Genomic DNA, 18,389 nt, shown 5'->3' on the forward strand with positions numbered 1-18,389 from the left:
GGCTGGAAACCGGTGGTGCTGATCCGCCGGGGCAAGGCGAGGAAGGACCGCAGGATCCCGTCGGGGAACGGGCGCTGGCGTGGATCCAGACGGGCCAGGAAAGCCCCCGCCCCGGGCTGGTGGGGGTCCGGGGGGACGGGAGGGGCTGAGGCCCCGATGGGCCCCGGCCGTTTTCGGGTTTAAATGATCGTTTGATCAGCTAAGCTGGTGCTCAGCCGAAGCCACCGGCCCGGGGGCCGCCCCGGTGGCCATGGGCCCTCCGGGGAGCGTAGGCTGGTGTCCTTCTGTCCGAACGTCAATTCCCCTGCTCCGCCCGCGGAGGTTCCATGCGCGCCCTCCCCCTCCCTGCCTGGCCCTTCCGGGGCGCGGTGGTGCTCCTCCTGGCCGCGGGCGCGGCGCTGGGGGCGCAGGCGCCGGCCCCCCTGCGCCTGCGGGTGAAGGCGCCGGATTACCGGCTGGAGTTGGCGCCCCGGGCCTACGCGCCGGGCCAGCGTCCCCTCGTCCTGGCTCTGGGGGGCGGCGCCGCCAAGGGCATCGCGCACGTGGGCGTGCTCCAGCGCCTGGAGGAGGAGGGCCTGCCCGTGGATGGCATCGCGGGCACGAGCATGGGCGCCTTCATGGGGGCCATGTACGCGTCGGGCTATTCGGGGTTTGCCATCCAGCGCCTTTTCGAACGGGTGGACGTGGGGGCCCTCCTGATGGACCGCCAGCACCGCCGGCCCGGGGAAACCCTGTGGGAGCAGGAGCATGAACGAACCACCTTCCTCAGCCTGGAATTCGTTCCGGGCACGGGGGTGCTCTTCATGCCGGGCACGAGCCCGGGCCTGGACCTGAAGCGGGCCCTGCAGGTCCTCCTGGCCCGCCCCGCCGTTTCGGGCGCGGACTCCTTCGACGGGCTGCGGGTGCCTTTCCGGGCCGTGTCCACGGACCTCCAGGCGGGCCGCGCGGCCCTGCCCGACCGCGGCGACCTGGGCACCGCGGTGCGCGCGTCCATGAGCATCCCGGGCGTCTTCAGCCCGGTGCTGCTGGGCGACCATCAGCACGTGGACGGCATGCTGGTCCAGAACCTGCCTGTGGAGGCCGCCCGGAGCCTGCCCGTCAAGGGCGTGGTGGTGGCGGTCGAGGTGGGCCAGGCCCTGGATTCCACGCGCCTGACGTCGGTGTTCGCGCTGGCGGTCCGCTCCCTGGATGTGAGCGTGGAGGAGCGCACGGAGATCAGCCGGAAGGCGGCGGACCTGCTCCTGCGCCCCCGCACGGACGCCCTGCCCTACCTGGATTTCCACCAGATGGTGGACCGCGCCGTGGCCGAGGGGCGCAGGGCCTTCGATGGGGCCCTGGACGCCCTCGAGCAGCGGATCTACGGACCGGAGGGCGAGGCCCCCTTCCCCGCCGGGCCCGTCACCGTCGTCGCCCCCGAGCCCCTGGGGGCCCAGGTGCGGGCCCTGGTCCGCGCGGGCCTGCCGGAGGGGCCGCGCCTCCGCCGGCACGGTCTGCGGGTCCTGCGCCGGATCCAGGCGGCGGGCTTCGCCCGGGAGGCGGAATGGACCTTCACCCCGGCCGGCCCGGTGCTGACCGTGACGCCCCAGCCCGTCCTCCGCGCCCTGGAGGTCCAGGCCGCCGGCGACTGGGGCCAACTGGCGCGGACCTGCCTCGAGGGCGCCGGACTCCGGGAAGGGGCGGCCTACAATCCCGTGGCCCTCGGCCGGGCCCTGGACGCCTTCCTGCTGGAGACCACCATCCGGTCCCACCCCCTGGTGAAGCTGGACGCGGTGACCTTCGACGAAACGGCGGGGCGCTTGAGCCTCCGCATTTCCGAGCCCGGGCTCCCGCCCATCCGGGTGGAACCCGGCATCCTGTCCCCCGGCCAGACCCAGTACCTGGCCAACCTGCTGGCCCCCTTCGCGGGCCGGCCCCTGGAGGTGGACACCTTCACCCGCAGCGTCCTCCTGGGGGAAAAGCGCCTGGGCCTGGAGGAGATCCGCCTCGAGGCGGACCCGGCCCGGCCCCGCCCCGCCCTCCGGGCCCGGCCCATCCCCGATGACCGTGTCATCGTGGACGCCACCTTCGGGTACGAAACCACGTGGCAGGGCCATGCGGCCGTGGACGCCCGGGCCCACCGGGTCTTCGGGACCGCCCTCGGGTTCAGCGCGGAGGCCAGCGGGGACCGCCTCTGGACGACGGGCGGCCTGCGCCTGACCCGGGCCCTGGCCGCCTGGCCCCGCGTGGGTCTGGCCGTCGGCGCCCGCTCCGTGGAGCAGCACCTGCTCCCCGAGGTGCTGGACGCGCTCTTCGCGCTGGACCCCAGGATTCCCGGCCTGACGGGCCACACCTTCCGGGAGCAGGGCGTGGCCACCGCCCTCTTCGCGCGGGTCGGCCTGGACGACCGGGGCCTGGTGGAGGTGGAGGGCAGCCGCAGCTGGATCCGGACCCAGCCCGGGGCCGGACCGGACCTGGCGCCCAGCCTCTACCAGGTCCAGGCCCGCTTCGAATGGGACAGCTTCGACCGCTACCTCTTTCCCACCGAGGGTTTCCTCGTGCGGACCCGCTTCGGCCAGGGCCGGCAGGAGCGCCCCGGCGCGCCCACCGCCTGGTACCGCTTCGCCTACCTGCGGGCCCGGCGCCTCTGGCCCGTGGCCCCGTGGGGCAGCGTGGACGCGGACCTGGAGAGCGGCCTGGGCTGGGACCTCCCCCTCGCCCGGTACTACCCCGTGGGCGGCCCGGCCTTCCTCGCCGGGACGGCCAGCGCCGGCCATCCCACCCCCAACTTTGCAATCCTGCGCCTCGGCCTACCCCTGCACGTGGTGCGGGTCTTCGGGGTGAACGTCCAGGCGACCCCGCGCCTGGACGCCGCCTACCTGGGCGCGGCGTCGCCCCACCGCCTGCGGGAGGCCGGGGCCTGGGTCCGGGCGGCCGGCGTCTCCTTCCGGGCGGAGCTGGGCCGCTACTACCTGGAACTGGACGCGGGCCGCGCCGCCAGCACCGATCCCGCCTTCCGGGCGCGCACCCGGGTCAACCTCCTGGTGGGCACCCACCCGTTCGACCTCTGGTGGCGACGTTAGGAGCCAGGCGCCCAGCGCGCCGATGAGGATCAACAGCCAAGCTATTGAGCGACATCAGAAGTGACCCGTCGTATTGACTCACCATGGATCCTTACCAGATCATCCTGCATTTTTTCAGTCGCTTACTGTTGGTTGGAACCTTCCATCTGGTTCTCACGGAACCGCTGACCAGTCTCATCCCACACAGATTTGCCTGGAATGGATAGGGCAACGCAGGGATGCGACCTGAGCGGTTCCAGGGGCGCCGAGCGGCGGGGGGCCGGCCATAGCCGGCTCCTTTTGCAGGCCGGGGGCGCCACCCGCGATAAATCCCGGGGTGAGGCCGAAGGCCGAGGGGCAGAGCCCCTTCAGAGGGGACTGGCCACTGTGTTCAGCTGCAGCCTTCCTCCGTGAGACTGGCCTGGCCAAAGACCAGGCGCTTGGCATAGTTGCTGCGCCATACCTTTACCCTGCGTTGGATCGTCCGGAGGTTTTTCTTGGAAAGGGCGGCCGGGTGGGCTTCCTCGAGCCGCCTGAGGATCGCCGCTGCGGTGCAGGCCGGATCGAGGTCGAGCCATGCTTCCACCTGGGGCCAGACCATCTCGACGACCTCCGATAGACGTCCGCCGACGGGCCCCCACTCTTCGCGGGGTATCCGTCTTCTCCGGATTCTTTTAACCGGATTGGGCCCTTCCTCTTTCCAAAGGTCGCAAAGGCTGGTCAGGAATGCCTGGATATCAGGCAAACCTAGTCCACCGGCTTCACCTGAGTCCTTGTTAACCAAGGTTGGAGATCGGACCCCACAGCCGGTACTGGCCATAGCCCAAGGACTCAAGATTTCTCTGCCAGTAGTTGTAGGCGTTCAGGTAAGTCTGAACACCATCGCCTGTTTGCGACGGCTTGGAAGTATTCGTAATTTCCACAACACCATTAGGCGATGCTTCAGAAGCGCTTGTCGTGCTGCCATCAGGTTCAGTTCGGGATGGGGGCGCAGCACACCAATAATGCATTGGATTATTTCGCTTCGCACGAATCCATGCCGGTTCCCAATCGCCTGTTTGCGACTAATCGATTTCATACTCCCACTTGATCCTCCATAGAAACCCATTCTTAAATTCAAAGGCTACTGAATTGGAAATCACATCACCTATAGCGTAGGAGACGGAATTCCTGCTGTCCGAGGAAGGAGGTCCGAGGCGCTCAAGAACTGATCCTCGGGTGGACCCAACCCGAATGCCCATGGGTAGCATTACATCCTTTGAGGTGATCACCAAAGATCCCAACAAATCATTCGGAGCCGTCTTTGATCGGTAAAATTTAAACCAATAGCCTTTAGCACTACAGGTGCGCCATTCATCTACCTGGTTCGGATCATTTGGGTTCTTGACCTTCTTGACCAAAACCTTACACGGCTTACTCCGATTTGCAGCGAAGAACTCATTTCCAAACCTGACTACCTCCTGAACCGCTGCCGCCGGGCTTGGCTGGCCCCCCAGGACGGACAAAGGCGATCCAATAAGGAGTACAGCGGCGAACAGGTTTCTTAGAATTGAAACAGCCTTTGTCATAGCTTAATCCTCGATTCAAACAGCGAAATCGTACCTATTGGTGTCCGAGCCAGGTCGCTCAAGTTTTCACCTCGGTGCCCGTGGGTTCACAAGATCAATCCCGTTATGACCTTTCTGGTGTAGGTCATCTTTCACACCATATGGAGTTCGAACCCTCTGGTGGTTAACGACCGGTAACCCTGTGACTGCAGGTTTAACAAATGCGCCCGATGCGCTTTTCTCAAAAACATGGGCATGAGGTCCGGTTGAATGACCATTTGTTGGGTTGGCGTAGGTTCCAATTACGTCTCCAGCTTTGATCTCGAACTTGAAGGGAGCCACCGGTTTGGGCTCAGAACCTGGCGTGGCATGTGCGAATCCAAACTTCGAGCCATCCGCCGCCGTGACAGTGATGACATACCCACCGAGGGCACTGTGATCCGAACTTTGCCAGCCCCCGGTGACTGAAACGCCATCCTTCCACGCCCTGACTTCGCGGCTTTCGCCTTCGGTCCTTGCCAGGATCGCCTCCCCCATTAATTGGGCAGGTGGCTTGATTTCGGTTGATACACCAGGGATTGAGAACCGTGCCGCTAGATCAGGTTGTCCTGCTTGCGACAACGCAGCACCCCACCGCATTTCCCAGCCGCGAGGCGCTGATTGCCTTGTACCACATCGCTTTTCAAAGACCGATGGGCCATGGTACCACCTGAGACCCCCTGACGCGCTTTTCCCGGCGCGCCGAGGACGGCAGCCTGGGTAAGCGGCTAAAGAAGGAACAACGAGAGGGGGAGGCACCCCCTTAGGGTAGCCTCCCCCGACCCGTTCCTGCCCTTCAGCGGTAGACTTCCCGCCGGTTCCCGATGCGCACCACCAGCACCTTCAGCTGGCCGTCCTCGATGGCGCAGATGATCCGGTAGTCGCCCACCCGGTATTTCCAGAACTCCCCCAGTCGCGAGCCCTGGAGCGCCTCCCCGATGCACCGGGGATCCTCCAGGGGCGCGATGCGCTCGCTCAGGAATTTGAGAATCCTCCGTGCCACCGGGGGGTCGAGGTCTCGCAATTCCTTCCGGGCCGCAGGCGCGAACTCAATGCTCCAGGCCATGTTCGCGCATCACTTCGTCGAGGGGGACGGTCTGGGTGCGGCCGGCGCGGACGTCTTCCAGGGCGCGTTCGGCCAGGTAGATGTCCTCCAGGTCGTCCAGGTAGCCCAGGATGGCCTCCCGGGCATAGAACGTCTTGGTGCGGCCCGTGGCTTCGGCCAGGGCCGTCAGGCGGCGTTCGATGTCCTCGGGCAGGCGGATGGCGAGCATGGGAAGCTCCTTGCTATACAAGTATAGCGTTCCTCCCGGACCTGTAAAGGATGCCTTGAAATTCATGCGTTTTCCTCCTCTTCGGCTTCGCGCTCCAGGGCCTCCAGCAGGGCCTCGGCGGTGGGCTCCGGGTCGTGCTGGCCCGGCTCGGCCATCCTTCCGGGGTGCGTGGCGGCGTGGACGCTCTTGAGGAGCCGGATGCTGACCTGGGTGTAGATCTGGGTCGTGCTCAGCTCCACGTGGCCCAGCATGGCCTGGATGAACCGGATGTCGGCGCCGCCCTCCAGCATGAGGGTGGCCATGGTGTGGCGGAACAGGTGGCAGGCGCCCTTCTTGCCCACCCCGGACTTCTCCACGTAGATCCGCACCAGGCGCGTCAGGGCGTTGGGGCTGAACGCCTCGCCCCACTCGGAGAGGAACAGCGTCCCGTCGTCCCGAACCCCAACTAGGTCCGGCCTGGCGCTCTCCTTGTATTTCTGGATCCAGGCCAACGCCCGTTCTCCGATGGGGATCATGCGGTCCTTCCGGCCCTTGCCCTGGCGGATCATCACCGTCCCGCGCTCGGCGTCGATGTTGGGCACGGAACCATGCGGACCTGCGGATCCGCCGGGCCACAAACACCACGCCGCCATCTGTAGAAACCGGACGTGTCAAGCGACATCAAAATTGACCCACCAGGCGACACGAAAACTGACCCACCTGGTAGTTGGGAACTGAAGCCGCCGGGGTGTCCGGAGCGGAGGCCGTAGGCCGTAGCGCAGGACATCCCGGCGGGCGCGGCCATCATCCGGCCACTTCCTTGGCTGGCACGACGCCAGCCCGGCGCTTTTCCTTGAGGCGGTAGCTCTCTCCCTTGATCGTCACGATATGGCTGTGGTGCAGGAGCCTGTCCAGGATGGCCGTCGCGACCACCTCGTCCCCCAGCATCTCTCCCCAGGAGCCCACGGGCTGGTTGCTGGTGATCATCAGGCTGCCCTTCTCGTAGCGCTTCCGCACCAGATGAAAGAACAGATGCCCGGACCGTCGCTCCATGGGCAGGTAGCCGAGCTCGTCCACGACCAGGACATGGGGGCGGGCGAATACCCTCAGGGCCTCATCCAGCGCCCCGTGGTCCGAGGCCGCCGCCAGTTGGTGGACCAGGTCCGCGGCGTGGATGAACCTGGCGCTGTATCCCTGCTCGATGGCCTTCCGAGCCAAGGCGATGGCCAGATGGGTCTTTCCCACGCCCGGCGGCCCCAGGAGCAGGACATTCGTTGCGTTGGCGACGTAGCGTCCCGTCTCCAGTTCCGTCACAAGGCGGCGGTCCAGGCTGGGCTGCAGGCTGAAGTCGTAGTCCTCCATGCGCCGGTCCAAGGGGAACTTGGCCATCTGGATCCGCATCCGGGCCCGCTTCTGGTCCTTGCTTTCGATTTCCTCCCTGATCACCAAGTCGAGAAAGTCCAGGAAACTCATCTCGTTCTGGGCCCCGCGGTCCAGGAGGGTGTCCAGGCGCTCCCGGGTGCTGACCAGCTTCAGCCGGGTCAGGTGACGCTCCAGACGTTCGAGCCGGGGATCTACCATGCCTCACCTCCCACGATGGCGGCGTAGTGGGAGAGTGGCCGCCGGATCTCGCTGGGTTTGCCCACCCGGGCGATGCCGTTGGTGAAGCTGACGGCGTGACCAGGATCCTCGATGACTTGGCGGCGTCCTGGATGGACCGGATGCTCCGCGATCACCTGGTCCTGGCAGAACACCTGGATGGTGTCGGCCTCGACGGTCACCTCCAGGGTGGCCCCGATGAACTGGGGCGGGACGCTGTAGCGGTTGGTATCCACATCGATCCGGCCATCCGCAGCCACCGTCCGGGACAGGTGGCGCACCAGGAGGTAGCTGGGATGGTTCCCAATCGGGCGCAAGGCCGCCTTCTCCGCCGGAAATCGATCTATCGGCCTCTCGCCGATGGTCCCGTGGATTCGGGTGTCGGCCACGTTGAGCATCCACCAGACCAGATGCTCATCCAGGGCCTCATCGGATTCCCAGCCCTCGCGCCCAAGGGCATTCCCCTTGGCATAGCCGACGCTCCGTTCCACCTTGCCTTTCGTTTTCGCCCGGAACGGCTGGCAGGCCCTGGGCACCGTCCCCCAGTGACGGCAGAAGGCGTCGAATTCCGGATGGAAGACGGGGATACCTCCCTTGCGCCTGTCCACCAGGGGCTTGGCATTGTCGGTCAGGAGGATCTCCGGGACGCCCTCGAAGTGCTGGAAGGCCCGTTCGATGCCCATGATCCAATCCCGCTGGCGGAGGCTCCCGGAGATCTCGATATAGCACCGCCGGCTGTAGCCGAGGGTCGCCACGAACACGTAGCGCTTCTGCCGGACTCCGCCGATCTGCAGCCACTTCTCCCCGAAGTCCACCTGCATCTGCTTGCCTGGCGGGGTCTCGAACCGGACCGTGGCCTGCTCAGCCCTCTCGTAGCTCTGCCGGAAGGGGCGGAGGGCCCTCTCGACGGTCCGCAGGCTCACGGAGACTCCGATGGCCTCCAGTTCCTGGCGAAGGACATCGGCATTCCGGACCCCTGCGTTGAACTGGTTCTGGATCCAGAAGTAATACCTGTCCAGGAGGCCGGCCCGGGAGCCGTTTCCATAGCTTCTGTCCGGCCCTCCACGAAGCCAGTCCCGGACCGTATTCCGAGAGAGGCCGACCTCCCGGGCGATCTTTCGGATCGACCAGCCCAAGTTCTGCAAAGCAAATATTTGGGCCACTGCACCGTCTCCGAGCATTCTGGCCTCCGGCTTATGGAGACCAGCGTCCCGCGGTTCGAACTCCATGCCCTCCTCCTTTCGGGGGGGTGGGTCAGAATTCGTGTCGCAAGTGGGTCAGTTTCGGATGTCGCCCGATAGGACGGCCAAACTCCACCTTCATTCCCTCGATCTCGAACACCGCACCACTCCTGGCTCTGCACCCATTGGGTGATCGCAGGTGGCGACGAATTCCCAGAAATGACGCGGGTTTCAGGCGGGAAATTGGTTGGCGGCGCTTAGGTCAGGTTCAAGGCGGCGCAGCCCAAGGAGCCGCAGGCGACGCAGCCGTGCCGCAGCGCAGCGCAGGTGCGGGCCTTGAGGAAGGCGAGCCGGACGGCGCTCCTGATGGAGTGGGTCGGCGCGCCAATTCAACTGTGGGATCCTGTTGGCTCTTCCTTGATTATACCAACAAAAGCATTTAGGCTTTGTCGCATCGAGCTACGCATCGCAAATTCTGGGAATAAAGCGGGAAATAGATACCACGGTATTTTTACGTCGGTATCATAAGTTATTCGTACTTTGCTATCGATTTTTTCAATTCTATAACAACCTGATTCTTGCAAAAAAGCGAATGGCCTTGCCGTCCAACTCCTTCTATATGAATTACTTTCCCAGCATCCAGGATGAAATTCTAATTCGCGCCATCCAATCGTGTCAAACAGACCCATCTTCCTAGAAAATAGTGACAATGTCTTAGAATAATCAACTGCATCTAGAGCTTTTATAGCTCCATCTAGCGATACTGCTACGTCCAGCACTTCTTGTATTTTCATATGAGACTATCCTCTTTTTCTACATATTTCCAGCAATCCTAATGAATTTTCCAGGATCATGTTGATAAGTTGCAGAATTGAGGTAAGTGGTAACCGCTTTACCAACAGCCTTCGCAGTTGTAGCAAGATTTCCAAGGTGCTTTGTACCTGTTATGGTTGCGCTAACCTGAGGTGAATATACTCCAGCATTCACAATCCGAGGTTTGGAGGGGGCCATAACTGCGCCTCCGCCTCCCACAACCCCTCCAGAAACTTCAGTAGCGCGCCCTTTTACAGTCGATACTATTTTTTGTTCCGACGGCTTATCCGATTGAGTAAGCCACCCGCCAGTTAAACTTGCGCTGATGGGAGCAGGTCCGGCAACACCAAGCCCAATCCCAAGAAATCCATAAACATTGAAATCGCGATCAATCGAAAGCCCAACAACGCCGAAGGCACCCTCGCCAACGCCGATCGTAAACGTGAATAAATCTGGCGTTCTGGGCCCTGTGGTTGGCGGAGGAGCGGCAGTTACTTCAGGGGCAGCGGGAGCCGCCGAAGCCTCACCTCCGTTTTCTGTTTGCGACTATGTCAAAGATCTCAGGGCAACACCCCCACCACTGACCCAATCTTGGGGAATCCTTCAAAATGCACCCTTCCAGTCAATAGCCGAAGAAACCCCTTCCGAATTTCATCATTTTTAAACGCTCCAGTTTTGGCGATATCAGGAAATGCCCCAAGAACCTCGAACTTGGGGACATTGTTGATAATTGTCGCCCCCAATGGTACCCCTTTAGCGGATTTCAACACCAACCACCGCGTCGAATGATCTATTTCAATAATTCTGCCAGAAGCTTTTGCTAGACCTTGGCGACCATCCCTACGAAGTTCAATTTCATCCTTCGATTTCCATACCGCCGAGTATGTCGAAGTCTTCCATTCTCCGCCCGTTCCCAGCATCTCCGCCCATGCGTCTGACGCTGCGTCATAGAATGCAATCAGCCCAAAAATCGGACTGTCGAACTGTAGAGGGGAGGACAGGAGGTCGCTATAGACGCAATACCGGCTATCCTCCTCATTCACAATTAATAGTGGGGCAAACCCTTCCCGAGGCGCTTCTTCGGCAACCAAATCATGCGAGGCAATCTTCCTTTCCGAGAGCAGCAAGTCCATTCCGGTTGCAAATTGTTTTTTCCCGATTTGGCAGCCAGAAAGCACTGGAAACATCTTGCTCTGCATTACTGTATCACTCAGTGTCCCTGACCACATAAACGCTCCGAAAAGAAGTGCAAAAATTATTCGCATCTCACTGACCTCCCGATCCAGGAACGATAAAGAAGGTGCCGTTTACTCCGGGCGCTAGGGTTGGTGCAACACGGTTGTATGAGGCGACAAATCGATTTGCAATCTGTTCCGCGGTCCCGCCCCCTCTCATTGCGGCAGCGACCGATAACCCAACCTGTGCAAGGTCAACACGCCCAGATGTCACCACGCCAATTCCCGAAAACCTAGAACCGGATGAACTAACAGCTTCTGCGGAATGGCAAAAACCTAGAATCGCGACATTGGCTTGAATGGTTGAAGGTAGCGTTCCAAGTTGATTTGCGCCGTTCACCATGGGACCAACCATTGGGCCGGTTGTCGTACCCCCAGAGGGATCGACATTCGATGCGCCATGACCGATCATCGCCACGACATTCCCTGGTTGCCCCAATGTCCCGTCAATGTCCGCCTGGGTGGCATACCCTTTGGGGTTGGTCGCACCATTCGAGACGCCAAGCGCCTGGGCAGCCTTTGCCGCTGCGTTATCAGTATTATCGATCATCCCCTGCGTAACAGTCGCACTGGGCTTATTGGGCAGATTGTATAGGAGCTTATTTGTCTGCGACAACGCAGCACCCCACCGCGTTTCCCAGCCGCGGGGCGCTGATTGCCTTGTACCACATCGCTTTTCAAAGACCGATGGGTCATGGTACCACCTGAGACCCCCTGACGCGCTTTTCCTGGCGCGCCGGGGTCGGCAGCCTGGGTAAGCGGCTAAAGAAGGAACAGCGAGAGGGGGAGGCACCCCCTTAGGGTAGCCTCCCCCAGCCCGTTCCGGCCCTCAGCGGTAGACTTCCCGCCGGTTCCCGACCTCCTGGTGGGCACCCACCCGTTCGACCTCGGGTGGCGGCGTTAGGAGCCAGGCGCCCAGCGCGCCGATGAGGATCAGCAGCCAAGCCAGGGGCGTGAGGCCGCCGGCGCCGGGTTTCCTGTCCGCGAGGGTCATGGAAGCACCTGGGGAGATGATCTCCAGGATCGGTCCCCGGTGTGACGGCCGTGGGGCGGACGTGTGACGCGGCGGTGAAGGTTCTGGGGACCCCGGGGCCGGGAGTCGGGGGGCGTCGCCACGTCCATCCTGGATGAATGCCCAAGGCGGGCCCCCCTGCCCTATCGACCGTTCAACCCTTCGTCGGGTTGAGGGGCCTTTCGGCGCTCATGCCAACCGGAAGTGTTGCACCTTCTGCCGGAGGGATTCGGAAACCCGGTGCAGGTCCTGGGCGGTGCGGGTGACCTCCACCGTCGAGGCCGACAGCTGGGTGGCCGCCGAGGCCACGGCCACGGCCTGCTGGGAGGCGTTCTCCACCTGGCGGGCCACGTCGGTCCCCGCGGAGGCCTGTTCCACCGTGGCGGCGGCCACGGCCCGGGTCTGGTCGGCGAATCCGCTGAGGCGGGTGCGGATGCCTTCCAGGGTGGTGACGGTGTCCGCGACGGTGGTCTCCCCCTGGGCCACGGCGCTCCGGGCCGAGGCGATGAGGTTCGCCGCTTCCTTGGCAGAGCTCCCGCTTCGCTCGGCCAGCTTGCGCACCTCCTCGGCCACCACGGAGAAGCCCCGGCCGTGCTCGCCGGCCTTGGCCGCCTCGATGGCGGCGTTGAGGCTGAGGAGGTTGGTCTGGTTGGCCATGTCCTGGATGACGCCGACCACCGAGGCGATGCGCTCGGCGGCGGAGGCGATGTCCGTCATGGCGGCGCGGGTGGCGGCGCCGGCCTCCTCGCCGCGGTCCGTGGCGGCCAGGGCCTCCCGCAGCAGGGCCAGGGAGCCCTGGGCGTCCCCGTTCACGGCGTCGATGGAGGTGGACAGCTCGTTGACGGAGGCGGACATGCGCTCGCTCCCGTCCCGCAGCACATCGGAGGCCCGGGCGATGTCCGCGCTGGTGGCGGCGAGCTGGTCGGAGGAGGAGGCCAGTTGCACCGCCTCGCCCGCCACCGTCTCCGCCTCCAGGTTGACCTCCCCCAGGACGGTCCGCAGGCGCGCCACCATGGCGTCCAGGCGCTGGCCCAGGACCCCGAACTCATCGCTCCGGTCCAGGCCGCCGGGACGCACGGTGAGGTCCCCTTCGGCCACGGCGCCCAGGGTCCGCCCGAAGTCGGCCAGGGGCTCGGAGATCCCCCGGGCGAGGGCCAGGGCCAGGCAGGCCGCGCCGACCAGCCCGGCGATGGCGAAGCCCACCCCCAGGATCATGGCCCGCTGGAAGGCGGCCTGGCCCTGGGCCAGGGCCGATGCGGCCTGGTCGGCCATTTCCTTCACCAGCTGGGCCCCCAGGGGGCCCATGCGCTGGTCGATGGCGTCGATGTGCTCCCGCAGGGCCTGCCGGGCCTTGTCGACCTGCCCCTTGCGGGAGGCGGGAATCACCAGCTCCCGGCGGACCTTGACCTGCTCCATGGCCATGGCGAAGTAGGCCGGCGCCACCTGCCTGAGCACGTCCGAGGAGAGGCTCGCGGAAAAGCGGTTGGCGGCCGCCTCCAGTTTCGCGTCCATGGCGTTCATGTCCGCCTCCACCCGATCGGCTTCAGCCGGGCTGGCCGCGCGCAGGTGGTTGTTGGCCAGGACGAGGGCCCGCAAAAGGGAGGTGCGCGCCACGGTCAGGTCCCCGGTGGGCAGCAGGTACTGGTGGTAGATCTGGTCGCAGCGGCGCTGCGCCTGCCAGGCGTTCCAGAAGGCCACGGCCAGCAGGACGGACATGAGCAGGGAGATGCCCCCCACGCTGAGCAGGATCTTGCGGCGGACCGGGAGATGCCGGAGGTCGAAGGCGGACATGGGTGGCTCCATGGACGACGGGGCGGACCCGGAGCCGGACCTTCGGCCCGCCCGAGCGGCCCCCTGGGTCCCCCAGGCCCCGATCGGGAAAATCCAAAACCGACCTTTGGCCACGGCGGACAGGTTCAAGGGATGCCCCAGGATGCCCCCGCCCCCCGCCGGGGTCCAATGGTACTTGCCGCCCCCACTGATTCCTTGAAGTTATCAATCCGTGCCCAGAAACCCCATCAGGCCCCCAGGACCTCGGTCAGGGCGGCCGCCGACACCGGCAGCGGCTCCGAGCGCAGGGGCTGGTCCGCCAGGCGCGCCAGGGCTTCCGGCAGGGGCACGCGGATCCCCAGGTGGGCCTCCAACACCTCCAGGAATTTGGCGGGGTGGGCCGTTCCCAGGAAGATCCCGGGCTCGCCGGGCCGCAGGTGGTCCCGGAGGACGGCGGCGGCCACGGCGGCGTGGGGATCGGCCAGGTACCCCGCCGCATGGAGGGCGCGCAGGGAAGCGACCGTACCCGCGTCGTCCAGGCTGCCCCAGCGCAGGCCCGCCCGGAGGGCGTCCAGATCGTCCCCCACCAGGGCCCGCACCCGCTCCCAGTTGCTGGGGGCCCCCACGTCCATGGCGTTGGAAAGGGTGGCCAGGGAGGGACGCGGCCGGTAGGCCCCCGAGTCCAGGTGATCGGGTACCGTGCGGTTGGCGTTGGTGGCGGCCACGAGGGCCCGAAGGGGCAGGCCGAGCTTCCGGGCCAGCATTCCCGCGTACAGGTTCCCGAAATTGCCCGAGGGCACGGCCACCACCGGGGGGGCCGCGACCCCGGCGCGGCGCAGGGCCGCCACCGCCTCGAAGTAGTAGAGGGTCTGGGCCAGCACCCGGGCGATGTTGATGCTGTTGGCGGAGGTGAGGCCCACCCGCCGGGCGAGGTCCCCGTCGGCGAAGGCGGCCTTGGCCAGGGCCTGGCAGTCGTCGAAGCTGCCCGCCACCGCCAGGGCCCGCACATTGCCGCCCAGGGTGGCGAACTGGCGCTCCTGCAGGGGGGAGACCCGCCCGGCCGGATAGAGCACCACCACCCGGAAGCCCTCCAGGCCATGGAAGGCGCTGGCGACGGCCGCCCCCGTGTCCCCGGAGGTGGCGGTGAGCACCAGGCGGGGCCGGTCCTCGCGCCGGGCCTCCAGTTGCAGCATGCGGGCCAGGAACCGGGCCCCGACGTCCTTGAAGGCCAGGGTCGGGCCGTGGAACAGCTCCAGGGCGTGGAGACCGGGGGCCACGGGCACCAGGGGCACCGGGAAGTCCAGGGCGCCGGCCGTGGCCGCCGCCAGGTCCTCCGCGTCGTATTCATCCCCCAGGAAGCGGCGGACGAGCTCCACCGACCGGTCCCGCCAGCCCAGGTCCAGGAGGGCCTCCACGTCCGGGAAGGGGGTCAGGTCCACGGGGGCGTAGAGGCCGCCGTCGGGGGCGGTCCCCGCCTGGACGGCCTGGCTGAAGGTCGCGGTGGCGCGCGGATCGCGGGTGCTGGCGAGTTTCATGGCCGTCCCTCCCCCGCCAGGGCGCGGGCGCCCCGCGTGTCGAGGGCGCAGACCCAGGCCTGGCTTTCGATGCCGGCTGCGGTGAAGGCCCCCTGCACCGCGTCGGCCACCGCGCGGGCCCGGGCGTCCGGGACCACGGCGAAGACGGAGGGACCCGAACCCGACAGGCTGAAGCCCAGGGCCCCGGCCGCGAACGCGGCGGCCCGGGCGGCCTCGAAGCCCGGCACCAGGGGGGCCCGGTGGGGCTCGGCCAGGGGATCCCGCAGGCAGCGGGCCAGGAGGGCCCGGTCCCCGGCGTGGAGGGCGTGGACGAACCCGGCCAGGTTGCCGGCGAAGCCCACCGTGGCGGCCAGAGGCACGGCCGCGGGCAGGACGGCCCGGCTTTCGGCCGTGGACAGGGCCAGGTCCGGGTGGACGACGGCGAAGAGCAGGTCCCGGGGCCAGGGCAGGTCCCGGGCCGCGGCCCCGCCGTCCCGGCCCGGCACCACGAGGCGCAGGCCGCCGAGAAGGGAGGGGGCGACGTTGTCCAGGTGGGGGGCGCCGCTGGTGGCCCCTTCGGCCTGGCCCGCCAGGTCCAGGAGTTCGCCTGGCGCCAGGGGCGATCCGGCCAGGTCCTGGAAGGCGGCCAGGGCCGCCACGATGGAGCTGGCACTGGAGCCCAGGCCACTCTTCACGGGAAGGCGCTTCTCCAGGACGAGGCGCAGGGGGCCGGGTCCCCCGGTCCGCGCCCGGAACAGGGCCAGGGCCCGGAGCGCCAGGTTGGGGCGCGCGTCCCCGGCGAGGGCGTCCGCGAAGGGGCCCTCCACCAGGAAGGTGTCGGCCGCGGCGGGGGAGGCGCGCAGCACGTCCCCCAGGAGGGTGCCGTCCAGGGGCGCCAGGGCGGCCCCGAGCAGGTCGAAGCCCGCGGCCACGTTGCCGATGCTCGCAGGGGCGAAGTAGGCGCGCATGCTCATCGGACCAGCCTCAGCACGTCGGAGAGGACGCCGGCGGCCGTCACCGCCCCGCCCGCGCCGTAGCCCCGCACCACCATGGGGTGGGGGCTGTAGCGTTCGGTGAGGAAGGCGTAGGCGTTCTCGCCCCCCTTGACTCCGGCCAGGGCATGGCCCGCGTCCACGGCGGTGAGCCCCACCCGCGCCCCCTCGGGCGTGATGGACCCCAGGTAGCGCAGGATGCCGCCCTCCGCCGCGCGGCGCGCGAAGGCCGCGTCCAGCTCCGGCAGCCGCGCCATGAAGGCGTCCACGCTGCCCGAGGCGTCGAAGTCCGCGGGCAGCAGGCCCTCCACCGCCACGTCGGCCAGTTCCAGCTCCAGCCCGATCTCCCGGGCCAGGATGAGGAGCTTCCGGGCCACGTCCATGCCGCTCAGGTCGTCCCGGGGGTCGGGCTCGGTGAAGCCCTGGGCCCGGGCCTGGGCCACGGCCCGGCTCAGGGGCACGCCTTCGCCCAGGAGGCCGAGGATGTAGGAGAGGGAGCCGGAGAGCACTCCCTCGAAGCGGAGAACCCGGTCCCCGGTCTTCACGAGGTTCTGGAGGGTGTCGATGACCGGAAGGCCCGCGCCCACGTTGGTCTCGTAGAGGAACTTGCGGGCGTGGCGCCGGCAGAGGTCCCGCAGCCCCCGGTAGAAGGCGGCGCCGGAGCTGTTGGCCTTCTTGTTGGCCGCGACCAGGTGCAGGCCCGCCTCCAGGATCTCCGGGTAGCGCGCGGCGAGCGCCTCGCTCGTGGTGCAGTCCACGAAGACCGGGACCACGGGGCGCTCGGCGCGCACCTCCGCGAGCACCGCGTCCAGGCTGGTGGGGACGCCCCCCGCCGCCAGGTCCTCCCGCCAGGTCTCCAGGGAGGGGTCGCCGAGCATCCGCCGGCCGTTGGCGACGCGGCGGACCCGCAGGTCGATGCCCTCCTCGCGGAACTTGGGCTGCTGCTGCCGGATCTGGTCCAGGAGCCAACCGCCCACGTTCCCTGCCCCGAACAGGTAGAGGTCGAGGGTGCCCCGGGTCCCGAAGAACCGGCGGTGCACGTGGGGCATCACCCGGCGCGCGTCCTCCTCCCGGACGACGGCGGAGATGATGCGCTCGCTGCTGCCCTGGGCGATGGCGGCCACGTTGCAGTCGACCTCCCCCAGGGCGTCGAAGAAGGTCCCGGCGAGTCCGGGGCGGGTGCGCATGCCGTCGCCGACCACGCTGAGGATGGAGAGGCCCTCCTGGCGCTCCACCGCCTCCACGATGCCCGCGGCGCGCTCGGCCCGGAAGGCCTCCTCCAGGATGCGCACGCCCTGGTCCCCGTCCTCGCGGCGCAGCCCGAGGCAGATGGAGAGCTCCGACGAGCACTGGCTGATGAAGACCACGGACAGGTCCCGCCGCGCCAGGGCGCTGAAGGCGCGGGAGGCCATGCCCGGCACCCCGGCCATGCCGGGGCCCGTCACGTTGAGCAGGACGATGGAGGGCAGGAAGGAGACGCCCCGGACCCCGCCCGGCGGGGCCGCCACGCCGTCCCGCACGAGGGTGCCGGGGTGGCCGGGCTCGAGGGTGCTGAGCACGCGGATGGGGATGCCCCGATCCCGCACCGGGGCGATGGTCTTGGGGTGGAGGACCTTGGAGCCGAAGAAGGCCAGCTCCATGGCCTCCTCGAAGCTGACCTCCGGCAGGGAGAAGGCCTCGGGCACGAGGCGGGGGTCGGCGCTGAAGACCCCCGCCACGTCGGTCCAGATCTCGACCAGGTCCGCGTCCAAGGCCGCCCCGGCCAGGGCCGCCGTGTAGTCGGAGCCGCCCCGGCCCAGGCAGAGGGTGCGCCCCTGCGCGTCCCCCCCGAAGAACCCCGGCAGCACCAGCAGCCGCTCCGCGCCCTCCCGCAGGGGCTGCAGCCGGTCGCGGATGTCCTGGACGCGGGGCCGGGCCTCCATGGGATCCCCCTCCAGGACGATGAACCGGCGGGGATCCAGGAGGCGCGGGCCGAGGCCGGCGGCGTCCAGGAGCGCCGCGAGCACGGCGCAGGAGGCCCGCTCCCCCAGGCAGGCGAGGTTCGCGGTGACCGTGGGGGACCGCTCGCCCACCAGGGCCACCCCCTGCAGGATGCGGCCCGCCTCGTCGCCCAGTCCGGCCAGGTCCCGGCGCAGGGCCGGGGCCTCCCCCAGTTCGGGGCGGAGCTCCTCCACCAGGTCCAGGTGGCGCTGGAGGAAGGTTCCGGCCGCGGCCTCCCCCCCCGCCAGCAGCAGGTCGGTGACCCCCGCGAGGGCCGAGGCCACGAGGCAGACGCGACGGGCCGGCAGGGCCGCGGCGACCAGGCCCGCCACGGTCCGCATGCGCGCGGCGTCCCGGACGCTGGTGCCTCCGAACTTCATGACGTGGAGGCGGTCGTGGCGGTTGGACTGGGTCAT

At 67.1% G+C, this 18,389-nt stretch carries 15 protein-coding genes; 1 reads left to right on the forward strand and 14 read right to left on the reverse strand.

The genetic code is table 11. The annotated features are described in order from the left end of the window. Nucleotides 1-326 precede the first annotated feature (326 nt). Entirely contained in the window at nt 327-3,059 is a 2,733-nt protein-coding gene (locus R2J75_RS10650) for a patatin-like phospholipase family protein (RefSeq protein ID WP_316410104.1), read from the forward strand. Between the two features lie 370 nt (nt 3,060-3,429). Here R2J75_RS10650 and R2J75_RS10655 read toward each other — a convergent pair whose 3' ends face one another. The 14 genes from R2J75_RS10655 to thrA form a co-directional block, all read right to left on the reverse strand. Beyond that, nucleotides 3,430-3,639, reverse strand: coding sequence for a hypothetical protein (locus R2J75_RS10655; protein WP_316410105.1), 210 nt, complete (start codon nt 3,637-3,639; stop codon nt 3,430-3,432). 1,781 nt (nt 3,640-5,420) lie between these two features. After that, complete coding sequence (locus R2J75_RS10660; protein ID WP_279342098.1) at nt 5,421-5,690, reverse strand: type II toxin-antitoxin system RelE family toxin; 270 nt, start codon at nt 5,688-5,690, stop codon at nt 5,421-5,423. Beyond that, on the reverse strand, nt 5,674-5,898 hold the full coding sequence (gene relB / locus R2J75_RS10665; RefSeq protein WP_243346748.1) for a type II toxin-antitoxin system RelB family antitoxin: 225 nt from the start codon (nt 5,896-5,898) through the stop codon (nt 5,674-5,676). Before relB ends, R2J75_RS10660 begins: the two co-directional genes overlap by 17 nt. A 62-nt stretch (nt 5,899-5,960) precedes the next feature. Next, nucleotides 5,961-6,479 (reverse strand): tyrosine-type recombinase/integrase, encoded by a 519-nt coding sequence (locus R2J75_RS10670; protein WP_316410106.1) that lies wholly within the window; start codon nt 6,477-6,479, stop codon nt 5,961-5,963. 202 nt (nt 6,480-6,681) lie between these two features. Then, the gene (istB, locus tag R2J75_RS10675) at nt 6,682-7,458 is read right to left on the reverse strand and encodes an IS21-like element helper ATPase IstB (RefSeq protein ID WP_243336033.1); all 777 of its coding nucleotides are present in this window, start codon (nt 7,456-7,458) and stop codon (nt 6,682-6,684) included. Then, complete coding sequence (gene istA, locus R2J75_RS10680; protein ID WP_243336036.1) at nt 7,452-8,705, reverse strand: IS21 family transposase; 1,254 nt, start codon at nt 8,703-8,705, stop codon at nt 7,452-7,454. Before istA ends, istB begins: the two co-directional genes overlap by 7 nt. A 341-nt stretch (nt 8,706-9,046) precedes the next feature. After that, nucleotides 9,047-9,451, reverse strand: a complete 405-nt coding sequence (locus tag R2J75_RS10685) for a hypothetical protein (protein WP_316410107.1) — start codon at nt 9,449-9,451, stop codon at nt 9,047-9,049. A 579-nt stretch (nt 9,452-10,030) separates the two neighbouring features. Beyond that, nucleotides 10,031-10,669 carry a hypothetical protein gene (locus tag R2J75_RS10690; RefSeq protein ID WP_316410108.1) on the reverse strand — a complete coding sequence of 213 codons (639 nt, stop codon included), beginning with the start codon at nt 10,667-10,669 and terminating at the stop codon, nt 10,031-10,033. A gap of 67 nt (nt 10,670-10,736) precedes the next feature. Then, nucleotides 10,737-11,255 carry a hypothetical protein gene (locus tag R2J75_RS10695; protein ID WP_316410109.1) on the reverse strand — a complete coding sequence of 173 codons (519 nt, stop codon included), beginning with the start codon at nt 11,253-11,255 and terminating at the stop codon, nt 10,737-10,739. A gap of 279 nt (nt 11,256-11,534) precedes the next feature. Further along, nucleotides 11,535-11,699 carry a hypothetical protein gene (locus R2J75_RS10700; RefSeq protein ID WP_316410110.1) on the reverse strand — a complete coding sequence of 55 codons (165 nt, stop codon included), beginning with the start codon at nt 11,697-11,699 and terminating at the stop codon, nt 11,535-11,537. A gap of 207 nt (nt 11,700-11,906) precedes the next feature. After that, on the reverse strand, nt 11,907-13,508 hold the full coding sequence (locus R2J75_RS10705; protein ID WP_243330515.1) for a methyl-accepting chemotaxis protein: 1,602 nt from the start codon (nt 13,506-13,508) through the stop codon (nt 11,907-11,909). A gap of 227 nt (nt 13,509-13,735) precedes the next feature. Further along, the gene (thrC, locus tag R2J75_RS10710) at nt 13,736-15,022 is read right to left on the reverse strand and encodes a threonine synthase (protein WP_243345954.1); all 1,287 of its coding nucleotides are present in this window, start codon (nt 15,020-15,022) and stop codon (nt 13,736-13,738) included. Further along, a complete protein-coding gene (locus R2J75_RS10715; RefSeq protein ID WP_243330517.1) occupies nt 15,019-15,975 on the reverse strand; it encodes a homoserine kinase in 957 nt (318 codons plus the stop codon). Before R2J75_RS10715 ends, thrC begins: the two co-directional genes overlap by 4 nt. Further along, nucleotides 15,972-18,389 (reverse strand): bifunctional aspartate kinase/homoserine dehydrogenase I, encoded by a 2,418-nt coding sequence (thrA, locus tag R2J75_RS10720; RefSeq protein WP_316410111.1) that lies wholly within the window; start codon nt 18,387-18,389, stop codon nt 15,972-15,974. The genes R2J75_RS10715 and thrA overlap by 4 nt, the downstream gene beginning before the upstream one ends.

It is taken from the genome of Mesoterricola sediminis (assembly GCF_030295425.1).
GTDB classification, from domain to species: Bacteria; Acidobacteriota; Holophagae; order Holophagales; family Holophagaceae; genus Mesoterricola; species Mesoterricola sediminis.

Excerpts from the sequence above, each read along its gene's own strand:
- R2J75_RS10650 (WP_316410104.1), top strand. The coding sequence starts at position 327 with ATGCGCGCCCTCCCCCTCCCTGCCTGGCCCTTCCGGGGCGCGGTGGTG.
- R2J75_RS10655 (WP_316410105.1), bottom strand. The coding sequence starts at position 3,639 with ATGGTCTGGCCCCAGGTGGAAGCATGGCTCGACCTCGATCCGGCCTGC.
- R2J75_RS10660 (WP_279342098.1), bottom strand. The coding sequence starts at position 5,690 with ATGGCCTGGAGCATTGAGTTCGCGCCTGCGGCCCGGAAGGAATTGCGA.
- relB (WP_243346748.1), bottom strand. The coding sequence starts at position 5,898 with ATGCTCGCCATCCGCCTGCCCGAGGACATCGAACGCCGCCTGACGGCC.
- istB (WP_243336033.1), bottom strand. The coding sequence starts at position 7,458 with ATGGTAGATCCCCGGCTCGAACGTCTGGAGCGTCACCTGACCCGGCTG.
- istA (WP_243336036.1), bottom strand. The coding sequence starts at position 8,705 with ATGGAGTTCGAACCGCGGGACGCTGGTCTCCATAAGCCGGAGGCCAGA.
- R2J75_RS10685 (WP_316410107.1), bottom strand. The coding sequence starts at position 9,451 with ATGAAAATACAAGAAGTGCTGGACGTAGCAGTATCGCTAGATGGAGCT.
- R2J75_RS10690 (WP_316410108.1), bottom strand. The coding sequence starts at position 10,669 with ATGCAGAGCAAGATGTTTCCAGTGCTTTCTGGCTGCCAAATCGGGAAA.
- R2J75_RS10695 (WP_316410109.1), bottom strand. The coding sequence starts at position 11,255 with ATGATCGATAATACTGATAACGCAGCGGCAAAGGCTGCCCAGGCGCTT.
- R2J75_RS10700 (WP_316410110.1), bottom strand. The coding sequence starts at position 11,699 with ATGACCCTCGCGGACAGGAAACCCGGCGCCGGCGGCCTCACGCCCCTG.
- R2J75_RS10705 (WP_243330515.1), bottom strand. The coding sequence starts at position 13,508 with ATGTCCGCCTTCGACCTCCGGCATCTCCCGGTCCGCCGCAAGATCCTG.
- thrC (WP_243345954.1), bottom strand. The coding sequence starts at position 15,022 with ATGAAACTCGCCAGCACCCGCGATCCGCGCGCCACCGCGACCTTCAGC.
- R2J75_RS10715 (WP_243330517.1), bottom strand. The coding sequence starts at position 15,975 with ATGAGCATGCGCGCCTACTTCGCCCCTGCGAGCATCGGCAACGTGGCC.
- thrA (WP_316410111.1), bottom strand. The coding sequence starts at position 18,389 with ATGACCCAGTCCAACCGCCACGACCGCCTCCACGTCATGAAGTTCGGA.